The 14,325-nt window shown below is 74.5% G+C and carries 13 protein-coding genes; 6 read left to right on the top strand and 7 right to left on the bottom strand.

What is annotated here, in order from left to right; genetic code table 11:
* The first annotated feature begins 342 nt into the window (after positions 1-342).
* Positions 343-2,223 carry an endonuclease/exonuclease/phosphatase family protein gene (locus D459_RS0100410; RefSeq protein ID WP_017591002.1) on the top strand — a complete coding sequence of 627 codons (1,881 nt, stop codon included), beginning with the start codon at positions 343-345 and terminating at the stop codon, positions 2,221-2,223.
* A 206-nt stretch (positions 2,224-2,429) separates the two neighbouring features.
* Here the strand turns inward: D459_RS0100410 and D459_RS33415 are convergent, their stop codons facing one another.
* A complete protein-coding gene (locus D459_RS33415) occupies positions 2,430-3,086 on the bottom strand; it encodes a class I SAM-dependent methyltransferase (protein ID WP_017591001.1) in 657 nt (218 codons plus the stop codon).
* A 99-nt stretch (positions 3,087-3,185) separates the two neighbouring features.
* Between D459_RS33415 and D459_RS33410 the strand changes: the two genes are divergently transcribed.
* Positions 3,186-3,695 (top strand): MarR family winged helix-turn-helix transcriptional regulator, encoded by a 510-nt coding sequence (locus D459_RS33410; RefSeq protein WP_017591000.1) that lies wholly within the window; start codon positions 3,186-3,188, stop codon positions 3,693-3,695.
* 67 nt (positions 3,696-3,762) lie between these two features.
* Here the strand turns inward: D459_RS33410 and D459_RS36455 are convergent, their stop codons facing one another.
* Positions 3,763-3,945, bottom strand: coding sequence for a FitA-like ribbon-helix-helix domain-containing protein (locus tag D459_RS36455; RefSeq protein ID WP_017590999.1), 183 nt, complete (start codon positions 3,943-3,945; stop codon positions 3,763-3,765).
* A 123-nt stretch (positions 3,946-4,068) separates the two neighbouring features.
* Here D459_RS36455 and D459_RS0100390 point away from each other — a divergent pair, with 123 nt between their 5' ends.
* Positions 4,069-4,950 carry a diacylglycerol/lipid kinase family protein gene (locus D459_RS0100390; RefSeq protein WP_017590998.1) on the top strand — a complete coding sequence of 294 codons (882 nt, stop codon included), beginning with the start codon at positions 4,069-4,071 and terminating at the stop codon, positions 4,948-4,950.
* Between the two features lie 301 nt (positions 4,951-5,251).
* Here D459_RS0100390 and D459_RS0100385 read toward each other — a convergent pair whose 3' ends face one another.
* The 5 genes from D459_RS0100385 to D459_RS0100365 all read right to left on the bottom strand — a co-directional run bounded on the left by D459_RS0100385 (position 5,252) and on the right by D459_RS0100365 (position 11,296).
* Entirely contained in the window at positions 5,252-6,283 is a 1,032-nt protein-coding gene (locus D459_RS0100385) for an ABC transporter ATP-binding protein (protein ID WP_026119923.1), read from the bottom strand.
* A 142-nt stretch (positions 6,284-6,425) separates the two neighbouring features.
* Positions 6,426-7,397: an ABC transporter ATP-binding protein gene (locus tag D459_RS0100380; protein ID WP_017590996.1), complete on the bottom strand. Its 972-nt coding sequence runs from the start codon at positions 7,395-7,397 to the stop codon at positions 6,426-6,428.
* Positions 7,394-8,299 carry an ABC transporter permease gene (locus tag D459_RS0100375; RefSeq protein WP_017590995.1) on the bottom strand — a complete coding sequence of 302 codons (906 nt, stop codon included), beginning with the start codon at positions 8,297-8,299 and terminating at the stop codon, positions 7,394-7,396. Before D459_RS0100375 ends, D459_RS0100380 begins: the two co-directional genes overlap by 4 nt.
* Positions 8,296-9,345, bottom strand: a complete 1,050-nt coding sequence (locus D459_RS0100370; RefSeq protein WP_017590994.1) for an ABC transporter permease — start codon at positions 9,343-9,345, stop codon at positions 8,296-8,298. Before D459_RS0100370 ends, D459_RS0100375 begins: the two co-directional genes overlap by 4 nt.
* 82 nt (positions 9,346-9,427) lie before the next feature.
* Positions 9,428-11,296, bottom strand: coding sequence for an ABC transporter substrate-binding protein (locus D459_RS0100365; RefSeq protein ID WP_017590993.1), 1,869 nt, complete (start codon positions 11,294-11,296; stop codon positions 9,428-9,430).
* Positions 11,297-11,556: 260 nt separating this feature from the next.
* Here D459_RS0100365 and D459_RS0100360 point away from each other — a divergent pair, with 260 nt between their 5' ends.
* From D459_RS0100360 to D459_RS0100350, 3 genes are all read left to right on the top strand, one after another.
* Positions 11,557-12,270 (top strand): metal-dependent hydrolase, encoded by a 714-nt coding sequence (locus tag D459_RS0100360; protein ID WP_017590992.1) that lies wholly within the window; start codon positions 11,557-11,559, stop codon positions 12,268-12,270.
* Between the two features lie 111 nt (positions 12,271-12,381).
* Positions 12,382-13,047: an O-methyltransferase gene (locus D459_RS0100355; RefSeq protein ID WP_026119922.1), complete on the top strand. Its 666-nt coding sequence runs from the start codon at positions 12,382-12,384 to the stop codon at positions 13,045-13,047.
* Positions 13,048-13,160: 113 nt separating this feature from the next.
* A complete protein-coding gene (locus tag D459_RS0100350) occupies positions 13,161-14,309 on the top strand; it encodes an exonuclease SbcCD subunit D (RefSeq protein ID WP_017590990.1) in 1,149 nt (382 codons plus the stop codon).
* The last annotated feature ends 16 nt before the right edge of the window (positions 14,310-14,325 follow it).

Here is a 14,325-nt window from a genome sequence, read left to right as displayed (position 1 = left end):
GCGGTCTTGCGGCGGGCCTCCCCGCCGGCGGCCCCGGGGCGGCCGGGCGGTTCCGGACGGGGCGGGGCGGATCCCTCCGGCGGCCCCGCCCGGCCGCCGGGTTCCGGCCCCCTGGCCCCGGAGGCGGCGGGCCGCGCTCCGGCCCCCGCGGACCTGCTGGAAGGAACCGGTTCCGGGATCCGGATCCCGGAACCGCGGAGCCGGAGCGACCGGCCTTCCGCCGCCCTCCCCGCTTCGGATCCGCGCTCCGGGGAAAGACGCGTTCACTCCCGGTCTTCCCGGCGGTAACGGGGTTCCGGCATCATCGGAGCCCCCTTCGACCGCAACCGGAAAGGCGCAGGAGTGTCCCGCTCACCGAGAACCGCGCTCCCCTTCCTCCCCCTCTCCCGCCTCACGCCTCCCCCCGGCCGGCGCCGCGCGCTGCGCGCCGGTGCGGCGGTCGCGGCGGCCGCCGCCCTCGCCGCGCCCGCCGGAACCGCCGCGGCCGACACCGCGGACGTGCGCATCCACGACATCCAGGGCACCACCCGCACCTCGCCCTACGCCGACCGGCAGGTCTCCGACGTGCCCGGGGTGGTCACCGCGGTCGCCGGCTCCGGCTCGGTCCGCGGCTTCTGGTTCCAGGACGCCGAGGGCGACGGCGACCCGCGGACCAGCGAGGCGCTGTTCGTCTACACCGGGGACGCCACCCCGGAGGTCTCCCCCGGCGACGAGGTCGCGGTGACCGGGACGGTGGACGAGTACTCCCCCGCCGACGGCGCGCAGACCGTCACCCAGATCTCCCGGGCCGACTGGGAGGTCCGCGGGAGCGGCGCCGAGCCGCCGGCCGCGGTGCGGCTCGCCCCCGGCACGCTCCCGGAGGCCTACGCCCCCGAGGGCGAGGACATCGGCGGCCTGGAGCTCGATCCGGAGGCCTACACCCTCGACTTCTGGGAGGCCTCCGAGCACATGCTGGTCGAGGTGGCCGACGCCCGGGTGGTGGGGCCCACCGACTCCTACGGCGCCCTGTGGGTCACCACCGAGCCGGAGCAGAACCCGACGCCGCGCGGCGGGACCGCCTACAACTCCTACGACGACCCCAACGGCGGCCGGCTCAAGGTCGAGCCGCTCGACCCGGACGAGGTGCCCGAGGCGAACGTCGGCGACGAGCTGGCGGGGACGACCCGGGGGCCGCTGTACTACTCCTCCTACGGCGGCTACCTGGTGAAGGCCGCCGAGGTGGGCGAGCACGTCGACGGCGGCCTGGAGCGGCCCCGCGCCGAGGAGCCGGAGGACGGGGAGCTCTCGGTGGCCACCTACAACGTGGAGAACCTGTCGGCCGGCGCCGAGCAGGAGGTGTTCGACCGGCTCGCCGAGGGCATCGTGGACAACCTCGCCGCGCCCGCCGTGATCGGCCTGGAGGAGGTGCAGGACGACAGCGGCCCGGACGACGACGGCACCGTCACACCCGAGGCGACGCTGAAGCGGCTGACCGACGCGGTCTCCGCCGCGGGCGGCCCCGACTACCGGTGGCGGCAGATCGACCCGGAGGACGGCGCGGACGGCGGGCAGCCCGGCGGCAACATCCGCAACGTGTTCCTGTTCGACCCCGAGCGGGTCTCCTTCACCGACCGGGAGGGCGGCGACGCCACCACCCCGGTGGAGGTGGTGGACGGCGCCGACGGGCCGGAGCTCAGCGTCTCCCCGGGCCGGATCGCCCCCGCCGACGAGGCCTGGCGGGAGACCCGCAAGCCGCTGGTCGGCGAGTTCGAGTTCGAGGGGCGCCGGGTGTTCGTGGTGACCGACCACTTCTCCTCCAAGGGCGGCGACCAGCCGCTGCACGGGCTCACCCAGCCGCCGCGGCGGACCACCGAGGAGCAGCGGCACGCCCAGGCCGAGCTGGTCCGCTCCTTCGCCGACGAGCTGCACGCCGCCGACCCTGAGGCGGACGTCGTGGTGATGGGCGACCTCAACGACTTCTGGTTCTCCGACACCCTCACCGTGCTCACCGGCGGCGGCCTGCACAACCCGATGGAGGAGCTGCCCGCCGAGGAACGGTACAACTACGTGTTCGACGGCAACTCCCAGTCGCTCGACCACATCCTGATCGGCGGGGCCTCCGCCGGCACCGCCGAGTACGAGATCGTCCGGATCAACTCCGAGTTCCACGACCAGGTCAGCGACCACGACCCGCAGGTCCTCCGGTTCACCCCGGGCGGCGCCGCGGAGGACGACGGCTCCTGACCCGCCCCTCGGCCCCGGCCCGGACTGCCGGGGCCGTCTCTTCTCCCCTCCCCGGGCGGCGGGCCGCCGGCGCGGACGGGCCCGGTCCCGCGGGCGCGCCCGGCGGATGCGGCGCCCTCCGCTCCTCCGGCCCTCTGCCCGGAACGCCGCCCTCGGAGGGCGGACGGCCCGCGAGCGCCCTTCCCCGGGCCCGTCCGCGCCGGGCGTCAGTCCAGCGGGACGGCGGTGCGGACGAACCGGACGACCGCCGGGGCGATCGGGTTCGAGGTGCGGATCAGCGTGCTCCGGGCCGTTCCTCCGGTGAACAGCCCCTGCTCCTTCGCCGCCCGGTCGAGGATCCGGAACGGGGCCCGCGGGACGTCGTAGACGACCAGCCGCCCGCCGGGCCGCAGGACCCGGTGGAGCTCGGGCACGGCCGCCGCCGGATCGCCCCAGTGGTGCAGGCTGAAGCTGGACAGCACCACGTCGAACGAGGCGTCGGGGAACGGCAGGTCCCCGGAGGAGCCCTGGAGGACCCGGGCCCCCGCGCCCAGCGGCCCCAGCCGGCGGCCCGCCTCGGCCACCATCCCCGGTGCCGGGTCCACCCCGCGCAGCTCCAGGTCCGGACGGTACCGGGCGATCTGCCCGAGCATGGTGCCCGGTCCGGTCCCCACGTCGAGCAGCCGACCGCCGTCCGGTGCCGTGTCCGCGACGTCCTCGGCGAACCTGCGGTACACGCCGCGCAGCAGCCGGGGGACGAGCGCGGCGTAGATCCTGCTGCCGCGCTCGCCGAAGAGGACGTCGTCGGCATGCTGCCGGGCCTGCGTCGAAGCGACGGGAGCGGTGCCCCCGCCGGACGGGTCGGTTCCGGTCGTCGTCGGCATGACTCCTCCAGAAAGTTGTATGGTGCAACTGTTTTGACGGTACGCCAATTGGTTGCGCGACACAACCTTTCTTGGCCCTGCCCCTCGAGGAGCCCGGACATGCCCGACAAGGAAACGGCCGGAGAGGCCACCGCCGCACGGCTGCACGCCCTGGTCATGGACCTGGTCCGCACCGGCGGCTTCCTCGACCCCGACCAGTCGGCCCTCCCGGACCGGCCGCTCACCCTCTCCCAGGGGTTCGCCCTCTACGAGCTCGACGTCTCAGGACCGCTCTCCCAGCGCGCCCTCGCCGAGCGGCTCCGCCTCGACAAGAGCAGCGTCAGCCGGATCGCCGCCGAGCTCCAGGGCCAGGACCTCGTCGAGCGAGAACGCGACCCCGCCGACCGGCGCGTGCTGCTCCTGCGCATCACCGACGCCGGCCGCGCCGTCCGCACCCGTCTGGCCTCCGGCTTCAACACCCGGTTCGACGACTGGACCTCCCGGATGGCCCCCGCCGAACTCGACGCGCTCCTGGTCGGCCTGCCCGCACTGATCCGCGTCATGCACGAGGAGCGGGAGGAGGAGCCCCGCTTGCCTCAGGGCCCCGGAGCCGGCTCCCCCGCCCCTTGACCCCGCCGCGATCCGCGCCCGCGCTCCTCCCTCGACGCGGCGAGCGCGCCGACGACGTCGACGGCGGTCACCGCGGCCACGGAGCGAGTTCCCGCGCCCGCTCGGCGGCCTCCCCCGGGGAGAGCGCCTCCGCCTCCTTCTCAAGGACACGCAGGACATAGGCCTGCAGCGACCGCCCCGACCGGGCGGCCCTCCGCCGCAGGATCTCCAGGGTCTCTTCGGGAACGCCCCGTACATGGATGTCGGCCACGGGGCCGAGCGTATCCGCGGGCGCCCGGTTCCCGGGGCGGAAAGCCGGACCCGCATATGCTCGACGGACCGGACCGGGGGTCCCGTAGCCGGCGGGGCCCTCCAGAGCGGGGGGAGAATCCGCATGCTCGTCATCACCAACTCCGCCGCGGGCGGCAGCGACGACGACCTGGTGAAGGCGGCCGCCGCCGAGCTGGGCGGGGCCGAGGTCGCGCACTGCTCCTCCCCCGAGGAACTGGACGACGCGCTGGAGCTCGGCCACGGCACCGTGGTCGCCGCGGGCGGGGACGGCAGCCTGCACGCGCTGGCCAACGCGCTGCGCCGGCGGGGCGAGCTGGCCGAGCGGACCGTCGGGCTGATCCCGATGGGGACCGGGAACGACTTCGCGCGCACCCTCGGCCTGCCGGACGACCCCGTGCAGGCCGCGGCGCTGCTCCGGGAGGGCGCCGAGCGGCGGCTGGACCTGATCGCCGACGACACCGGGGAGATCACCGTCAACGCCGTGCACCTGGGCGCGGGGGCCGACTCCACGCTGGCCGCCGAGGCGTGGAAGGCCGTGCTCGGCCCGGCGGGCTACCCGGCCGGGACGATCAAGGCCGGGCTGGGCACCCGCGGGCACCGGGTGCGGATCGCCGCCGACGGGCGGACCGTGCTGAAGGACCGCAAGGTGCTGATGGTCGCGGTGGCCAACGGCCGCTACATCGGCGGCGGCGCCGAGCTCTCCCCGAAGAGCCTGCCCGACGACGGCGCGATGGACCTGATCGTCTCCCGGGCGCTGCGCTTCCGCCGCCGGATCCGCTACGCGCTGCGCCTGGCCGGCGCCTCGCACATCGCCGAGCCGGACGTCCGCCACCTGCGCGCCCGGACCGTCTCGGTCCGCACCGACCCGGCCAACACCAGCTCCGACGGCGAGGTCCGCCAGGGCGTCACCGCCCGCACCTGGCGGGTGCTCCCCGGGGCGTGGAACTTCCTGGTCCCGCCGGACGGCGGCCGCCCCCGGCCCTGACCGGGGCCGAAGGCCGCACCGGGGTCCCCGGAAGGCCCGCGCGGCGCACGTCCCCGTGTGTCCCGCCCGGCCGTTCCCCCGATGGCCGCGGCCCGCCGATCCGCGGCCGGTCCGCCGAAGCGCCCGCCCGGACCGCCTCGGCCGAGCGGCGGAAGCGGAACCGCTCCACCGACGGCGGCGCGGGCCGGACAGGCCGCGCAGGCGGGTAGACCGGCCCGCGTCCTCGGCCGGGTCCCCGGCGAACCGGCCGGGAAGCGGCTCCCCGGGCGGCGGTGCCGGCCGGGCCCGGCTCCGGGCCGGCCTACCCGTGCAGGCGGGCGTGGTGGCAGGCGGCCCGGTCCCCGCCGGAGGCGGGGAGGATGCCGGGGTCCTCGGTGCGGCAGCGGTCCGCGATGCCCTCCCGCTCGGCCTCGCCCGAGGCGAGCACCGGGCAGCGGGCGTGGAACCGGCAGCCGGACGGGATCCGGGTGGGGTCCGGCGGCTCTCCGGCCAGCACCACCGGTTCGCCCGCGTCGGACTCGGGGAGCACCGACAGCAGCGCCCTGGTGTAGGGGTGGCGCGGTTCGGAGAGCACCTCCTCGACCGTGCCGACCTCCACCACCCGGCCGAGGTACATCACCGCGACCCGGTCGGCGATGTTCCAGGCCAGGCCGAGGTCGTGCGTGACGACCAGGGCGGACAGGCCCAGCTCGGCGCGGAGGTCGAGGATCAGCCGGAGGATCTCGCCGCGCACCGAGGCGTCCAGCGAGGCCACCGGCTCGTCCGCGACGATGACCTCGGGGTCCAGGATCAGCGCTCCGGCGATGACCACGCGCTGCCGCTGCCCGCCGGAGAGCTCGTGCGGGTAGCGGGTGAAGAAGCGCTCCGGCGGGCGCAGCCCGGCCCGGGACAGCGCGTCGGCCACCCGCCGCTCCTCCTCCGCGGTGGCGCCCTCGTGGATGCGCAGCCCTTCGGCGACCGCCTCGTAGACGGTGTGCCGCGGGTTGAGCGAGCCGCTGGGGTCCTGCTGGACCAGCTGGACCCGGTGCCGGTAGCGCTTGAGCGCCCGGCTCCGGTAGTCCAGCGGCTCGCCGGAGAACAGCACCCGCCCCTCGGTCGGGCGGACCAGCCCGAGCAGCGCCCGGGCCAGCGTCGACTTGCCGCAGCCGGACTCGCCGACCAGCGCCACGATCTCGCCCGCGCCGACCTCCAGGTCGACCCCGTCCACGGCGCGCGCGGTGCCCCGCCCTCCCCTGCCGGGGAAGGCGACCCGCAGCCCGGCCGCGGCGAGCACCGGCGGCGCCGCCGTCTCCCCGGCCGCCTCGGCGCCCTCGTTCTGCAATCGGACCGTCATCCGGCCTCCTCCTCTGCCCCGCCCCTGGTCACTGCGGTCTCCGCCGGCCCCGCCGGGGAGCACCGGGCACCGGCCCCCTCCGGCCCGCCGGAGCCGGAGGGGGACCGGGCCGGCCGCCGTGCCGCCCGCGGCGGTCGGCGGGTCATGCCGGCTCCTCCGCCCGCACCTTGATGCAGGCGGCGCTGCGGCCGCCCGGCACCGGGTACAGCACGGGGTCCACCTCCGCGCAGCGCTCCTCGGCGACCGGGCAGCGCGGGCGGAACGAGCACCCCACGGGGAGGTCGGCCGGGTCCGGGGGGTCGCCGGGCAGGCCGCGGGGGGCGCGGCGGGAGGCCGGGTCGCCGATCCTGGGGAAGGCGGCGCTGAGCGCGGCGCCGTAGGGGTGCCGGGCGTCGGCGACGACGGCGGCCGCGGGCCCCTCCTCGACGATCCGGCCGGCGTACATCACCGCCAGCCGGTCGCAGGTGTCGGCCAGTACCGCCAGGTCGTGGCTGATCATCAGCATGCCGATGCCCTGCCCGCCGACCAGGTCGTCGATCAGCCGGAGGATCTGCGCCTGGATCATCACGTCCAGGGCGGTGGTGGGCTCGTCGGCGACGATCAGCTTCGGTTCGCAGGCCAGCGCCATCGCGATCATCACCCGCTGGCGCTGGCCGCCGGAGAGCTCGTGCGGGTAGGAGCGGGCCCGCCAGCGGGGCAGGCCGACCCGCTCCAGCAGCGACCCGACCCGCTCCGGCACCTCCGCCCGGGGGGCGGTGCCGTGCAGCAGGATCGGCTCGGCGATCTGGTCGCCGACCCTGCGCACCGCGTTCAGCGAGTGCATGGCGCCCTGGAAGACGATGGAGGCGCCGGCCCAGCGCACCGCGCGCAGCCGGCCCCAGCGCATCCCGAGGACGTCCTCGCCGTCCACCCGGATCGTCCCGCCGATCCGGGCGGTCTTGGGCAGCAGCCGCAGCAGCGCCAGCGCGACGGTGGACTTGCCGCACCCGGACTCCCCGGCCACGCCCAGCTTGCTGCCGGGCTCCAGGGAGAAGGAGACGCCGCGCACCGCGGGCGCCTCCCCTCCGGCGATGCGGTAGGAGACGGTCAGGTCCTCGACTTCGAGCAGGGTCATCGGCGCTCCCGGAGCCTGGGGTTGAACACGCCCTCCAGGGCGCGCCCGCACAGCGTGAAGGAGAGGGCGACCAGGGCGATGGCCAGCCCCGGCGGGACCATGTACCACCACATGCCGGAGCTGATCGCCCCGGAGTTGCGGGCGTCCTGCAGGATGCCGCCCCAGGAGATCGCGCCCGGCGAGCCCAGGCCGAGGAAGGACAGCGTGGACTCCATCACGATCGCCTCCGCGACCAGCAGCGTGGTCTGCGCGATCACCACCGGCATGACGTTGGGCAGCACGTGCCTGAGCATCACGTGCAGGTGTCCGCCGCCGAGCGCGCGGGCCCGCTCGATGTAGGGCCGGGCCTCCACCGACAGCGTCTGCGCGCGGACGATCCGGGCGGTGGACGGCCAGGAGGTCACGCCGATCGCGATGATGATGGTGAGCGTGCTGCGCTCCATGACCGCGGCCAGGGCGATCGCCATGACCAGGGTGGGCAGCACCAGGAACCAGTCGGTGATCCGCATCAGCACGTTGGAGGCCAGGCCGCCGAAGTGGCCGGCGATGACGCCGATCACGGTGCCCAGGGCGACCGAGACGGCCGCGGCGAGGAAGCCGACCGTCAGCGAGATCCGCGCGCCCCAGACCACCAGGTCGAGCACGGAGCGGCCGTAGGTGTCGGTGCCCAGCGGGAACTCCGCGTCGGGCGGTTCGAACCGCTCCCCGGGGGCGCCGGTGACGCTGAGCGCCTCGGCCGGGATGAACAGCGGTGCGGCCAGCGCGACCAGGACCGCGAGCGCCAGTGCGGCCAGGCCGAACAGCCCGGCCCTGTTCTCCGCGTAGGAGCGGGTGTACTTCCGCAGGGCCGCCCGGCGGCGGGCCCGGACCACCGCGCGGCGCGACGCCGCCGGGGCGGTCACGTCCGCACCCGCGGGTCGAGGAGCGGGTAGACCAGGTCGGCCAGGAGGTTCATGATGATCACCGCGCCCGCGAAGATGACGAACAGGGCCTGCACCAGCGGCAGGTCGGGCACCTTGAGCCCGGAGTAGAACAGCGACCCCAGCCCGGGCCAGGCGAAGACGGTCTCGATCAGGATGACGCCGCCGAAGACCCGGCCGAGGTTGAGGAAGATCAGGGTGACGGTGGGCAGCAGCGCGTTGGGCACCGCGTGCCGGCGCAGCACCAGGTCGTCGCGGAGCCCCTTGGCCCGCGCGGTGGTGAGGTAGTCCGCGCCCATCTCGTCCAGCACCGAGGAGCGCATGATCATCAGGTACTGGGCGTAGACCACGGCGACCATGGTGGCCACCGGCAGCACCATGTGGTGGGCGACGTCGACCGCGGTGTCCAGCGCGCCGGTGGTGCCCGGCGAGACCATCCCGCCGGTGGGGAAGAGGCCGGGCAGCCAGCCGGTCCCGGAGGCCAGCAGCACGATGAGCAGCAGGCCCAGCCAGAACGACGGCACCGACCAGAGCAGCAGGGCCACCGAGGAGCTGATCCGGTCGCCGGCCGAGCCGCGGCGCCAGGCGGCGCGGGTGCCCAGGACCAGGCCGAGCGCCGCGGCGATCAGGGTGCCGGTGCCGGCCAGCAGCACGGTGGGGCCGATCCGCTCGGCCACCAGCTCGGCCACCGGGCGGTGGAACTCGTAGGAGACCCCGAGGTCGAACCGGAGCATCCGGGCGCAGTAGTCGAGGAACTGCTGCCACAGCGGCTGGTCCAGGCCGAACTCGCGGCGCAGCGCCTCCATCTGCTCGACGCTGACCTCGCGGCCCTCGGTCATCGCGGCGACCGGGTCGCCGGGCAGGATGCGGAAGAGGAAGAACGAGGTGACCATCACCGCGGCCAGGGAGACCGCGGCGGTCAGCAGGCGGCCGCCCAGGTAGCGCAGGACGCGGCCGGCCCTGGGCCGGGGGCCGGGCGCGGCGTCCGGGGCGGGCGGCGCCGCCCCGGAGGTCTGGGTATCGGTCAACGGAGGCCTTTCGCTCGGGCCCCGCCCGGCCCCCGGCGGGGCCGGGCGGGGCGCGCGGCCGAGTCGTTCGCGGCCGCCTCTGCTATTCGCGGTCGTCTGCGGTCGCCGAGCGGCGCCGCACCAGCAGGAACACGGCCCCGCCGACGACCAGCACCACGGCCGCCGCGATGCCGGCGATCACGCCGCCGGACGGGCCGGTGCCGCCGGATCCCCCCTCGGCCGGGACCGCACTGGAGAAGCTCCAGTGGCCGTCCTGGCCCCAGAGGTTGCCGCCGGGGTCCGGCTGGGGCTGCATCGAGGCGATCTGGTCGGAGCGGTAGGCCTCCAGCGTGTCGGCGTAGGTCAGCACGTCGACCACGGCCTCGTCGTAGAGGACGGCCTGCATCCGCTTGATGATCTCGGCCCGCCCCTCCGGGTCGTCGTAGGCGGCGAGCTGCTCGGCGTAGAGCTCGTCGTACTCCTCGTTGCAGAAGTAGGCGTCGCCGCGCATCGTGCCCGGCTCCTCGGGCAGCGCGTCGCAGGTGTGGATGCCCAGCACGTAGTCCGGGTCGGGGTTGACCGACCAGCCGGTCCAGATGAGGTCGTACTCGCCGCTGTGCAGCGCGTCGCTGAGCACACCGGGGTCGACCTCCTTGTTCTCCACCTCGATGCCGATGTCGGCGAGGCGCTCCACGATGATCGGCGCCATGGCGACGTAGTCCGGCCGGTCGTTGTGCGTGTGCATGCGCAGTTCGAGCCGGTCGCCGTCGGGGGATTCGCGGACCCCGTCCTCGCCCTCCTCGTAGCCGGCCTCGTCCAGCATCGCGTTGGCGGCGTCGGGGTCGAAGGGGAGCCGGTCGTCGCCCTCGGGCTCCCAGTAGTAGTCCGGGTAGCGGGAGGGGATGTAGCCCTCGGCCGGCTCGGCGTAGCCGCCGTAGGCGGTGTCCACCAGCTCCTGCTTGTCGATGGCCATCATGATGGCCTGGCGCAGGGTCTTGTCCTCCAGTGCGGGGTGGCCGTCGCCGAACTCCTCGCCGTCCTGGGTCTCGGCGCCGGGGTTGACGGTGAACGCCTGGAAGCGCTTGCCGCTGGCCTTGTTGACGGTGATGCCCTCCTGGCCCTCCAGCGAGTCGGCCTGGGCCGGGGTGAGGCCGGAGACCAGCGAGACCTCGCCCTTGCGCAACGCCTCGACCTGGGCGTCCTGGTCGGAGAAGTAGCGGAAGACGACCTTCTCGAACTCCGGGGCGCCGTCGTAGTACTCGGGGTTGGCCTCGATGGTGACCGACTGGTTGGGCTCGTGCCCGGTGATGGTGAACGGCCCGCTGCCGACCACCGGGAACTCCTCGTTGTGGAAGTCGCCGTAGTCGCCGGCCTCGGCCCAGACGTGCTCGGGGAGGATCGGCACGTCCATGGAGAGCATGGTGGCCTGGGGCTCCTTGAGGGTGACCTCCAGGGTGCGCTCGTCGACCGCCTCGGCCTTCTCGAAGTTCTCCACGTAGTTGCCGTTGGCGGTGGCCGCGTCGGAGTCCTCCATCATCGTGGTGAAGGTCCAGGCGGCGTCATCGGCGGTGATCGGCTCCCCGTCGCTCCACTTCATCCCCTCGCGGAGGGTGTAGGTCCAGGTGAGCCCGTCCTCGGAGGGCTCCCAGGACTCGGCGAGCATGGGGTGGGGCTCGTTGGTCTCCGGGTCGTAGCCGACGAGGCCCTCGTAGACCATCTTGTGGATGCTGGTGCTGATCAGCCGCTGGGCGAGGAAGGGGCTCAGCGAGTCGACCGGCTGGGAGATCGCGACGGTCATGGTGTCCTGCTCGGCCTCGGCCGCGGCGGCCCCGGCGGGCAGCAGGGCGCCGGCCAGGCCGAGGGAGGCGGCGCCGGCGAGGAGTCTCGTCGCGGTGCGCCGGCGCGCTCGGGGAGCGCCCGGCGCGCCGTCCGCGCCCGGAGCGGGCGCGGTCGGGGGGATTACGGTGGACATGGTCGGCAACCCCTCTTCACGCTGGGAAAACGGGGGGACCTCAAACCCGTTAAGTTGGTTGTCTACCAGCGTGCGCAGAAAAGCGTCAACGACTTACACCCGCCTCGTCACAGGATGTTCACGATCCTTCCCTCCCGTTCCCCTCGCCGCGGGCCTATCATTCCGGTGCGCGGATTCAGCCGCACGGAAACACCGCCGAAGAATCGCCATAATCAGCCGTGATTCGCCAGGAATGCGGACGGCCGCTACCGTTTCCGCTCATGATGGGGCACTCTCACGCGCTGAGCGGCGCGGTCGGCTGGATGGCTGTCGTTCCTCTGCTGGACGGCGCCGAAATACTCGGCACCACCTTCCACATGGGCCCCGGCGAGATCATCGCGGGCGCGCTGGTCTGCGCGGGCGCCGCGCTCATCCCCGACCTCGACCACAAGAGCGCCACCATCACCCAGACCTACGGGGCCCTCACCCGGACCCTGGGCGCCTTCATGAACTGGGTGTTCGGCGGCCACCGCAACGGCACCCACTCGCTGCTGTTCGCCCTGCTCATGGGTGCCATCGCGCAGGGCCTGGCGCTCTGGTCCGAAATGGCCGTGCAGATCTTCGTGTTCCTGCTGGTCGGCATCGCCTTCAACGGCCTGGGGCTGGGCCTGGACAAGAACCGCACCGCGGCCGGGGTGATCAACGCGCTGCTCACCGCGGGCGTCACGCTCTCGCTGTACAGCGCCGGCACCGACTACACCTGGATGGGCGCCGCGGTGGCCTTCGGCTGCCTGCTGCACTTCATCGGCGACATGGCCACCCACATGGGCGTCCCGCTGCTGTGGCCGTTCACCGGCTACCGGGTCGGCCAGAACGTCGGCTTCAAGACCGACGGCAAGATCGAGCGGAACGTGGTCACCCCCGGGCTGACCATCGCCATCGTCATCTACGCCTTCTACCTGTTCGACTGGCCGGCGCTGCTGCCCGAGGTCTGACCCCGCCCCTCCCGCGCCGGTCCCGGCGCCGCCGCAGAGCAGTCCGAACCGGCGGCGGCGCCGGGATCATCGCTCTGGGCCCGGTGGGGCGCGCGGGACTAGCATTGCCCTGTGACGAGAACCACCGAGTCCATGACGCCCGAGCTCCACGACTACCTGGTGGCGCACAGCACGCCGGTCGACCCGGTCCTGCGCGACCTCGCGGAGGAGACGCTGCGCGCCCTCCCCGATCAGGCCGGCATGCAGATCGGCCCCGAGCAGGGCCGGTTCATGACCATGCTGGCGCAGGTCCTCGGCGCGCGGAGCGCCGTCGAGATCGGCACCTTCACCGGATACTCCTCGATCTGCCTGGCCCGCGCCCTGCCGGACGCCCCCGGCGCGCTGCTCGCCTGCGACATCAGCGAGGAGTGGACCGGCATCGCCCGCCGCTACTGGGAGCGCGCGGGCCTGTCCGGCCGCATCGACCTGCGGATCGGCCCGGCCCTGGAGACCCTGCGCGCGCTGCCCGCCGGGCACGCGTTCGACCTGGCCTTCATCGACGCCGACAAGGAGGGCTACATCGGCTACTGGGAGGAGCTGGTCCCCCGGATGAGGCCGGGCGGCGTGCTGCTCGCCGACAACACCCTCTCGCACGGGCGCGTCGTCGACCCGGCCCAGACCTCCGCCGCGGTGCAGGGCATCCGCGACTTCAACGACCACGTCCTCGCCGACGGGCGGGTCGAGGTGGTCCTGCTGCCCATCGGCGACGGCCTGACCATGGCCCGGCTGACCGGCTGACCCGGACGGCGGGCGGGGCGCCGGGGCGGCCTCCCGCCCCCGCCCCGCCCGCCGTCCACAGCCGCCCGGGATTCCCCGCAGGGCCGGGCGGAACTGCAGTACGCTCGCGGATCATGCGGATCTTGCACACCTCCGACTGGCACCTGGGGCGCACCTTCCACCGGGAGAGCCTGCTCGGGGCCCAGGCCGCCTTCATCGACCACCTGGTGGAGACGGTCCGCGCCGAGCGGGTCGACGTGGTCGCGGTCGCCGGTGACCTCTACGACCGCGCCCTGCCCCCGGTGGACGCGGTGCGGCTGCTGGACGAGGCGCTGCGCCGCATCCGGGACACCGGCGCCCGGGCCGTGCTGATCAGCGGCAACCACGACTCCATGGTCCGGCTCGACTACGGCTCCGGGCTGATCGACGCGGCCGGCGTGCACCTGCGCAGCTCCCTGGACGGCATCGGCGCCCCGGTGCTGATCGAGGACGGGCACGGGCCGGTCGCCTTCTACGGCATCCCCTACCTCGAACCGGAGCTCGCCCGCCCGCACTGGGGGCTGTCCGAGCGCGGCCACCCCGCCGTCCTCGGCCACGCCATGGACCTGGTCCGCGCCGACCTGGCCGCCCGCCCGGCCGGCACCCGCTCGGTGGTGCTCTCGCACGCCTTCGTCACCGGCGGCGCCCCCTCCGACAGCGAGCGGGACATCTCCGTCGGCGGGGCGTCGCACGTGCCCGCGTCGCTCTACGACGGGGCGGACTACGTCGCCCTGGGCCACCTGCACGGCCGCCAGCGCATGTCGGAGCGGGTCCGCTACTCCGGCTCCCCGGTCGCCTACTCCTTCTCCGAGGAGCACCAGGTGAAGGGCTCCTGGATCGTGGAGCTGGACCGGGGCGGCGCGGTGCGCGCCGAGTTCGCCGAGGCCCCGGTGGAGCGCCCGGTCTCGCGGATCTCCGGCCGGCTGGAGGACCTGCTCGCCGACCCCGCGCTGGAGCCGCGCACCGGGCACTGGCTGGAGGTCGCGCTGACCGACCCGGTCCGCCCGGAGCGGCCCATGGAGCGGATCCGCGAGCGCTTCCCGCACACCCTGCACCTGGTCTTCGAACCGGAGGGCGCCCCGGACCCGGAGGACCGCCGGTGGGCCCGGCCCGCCGACCGCGCCGAACCCGACCTGGTGTTCGACTTCGTCGACTGGGCGCGCGGCGCCCCCGCCTCCGACGAGGAGCGGGCACTGGTCCGCACCGCCCTGGAGGAGCTGCGGATCAAGGAGGCCTCTTCCTGATGCGGCTGCACAGCCT

The organism is Nocardiopsis potens DSM 45234 (genome assembly GCF_000341105.1).
In the GTDB taxonomy this organism is placed as follows: domain Bacteria; phylum Actinomycetota; class Actinomycetes; order Streptosporangiales; family Streptosporangiaceae; genus Nocardiopsis_A; species Nocardiopsis_A potens.
This window is presented reverse-complemented; position numbering and strand designations above follow the sequence as displayed.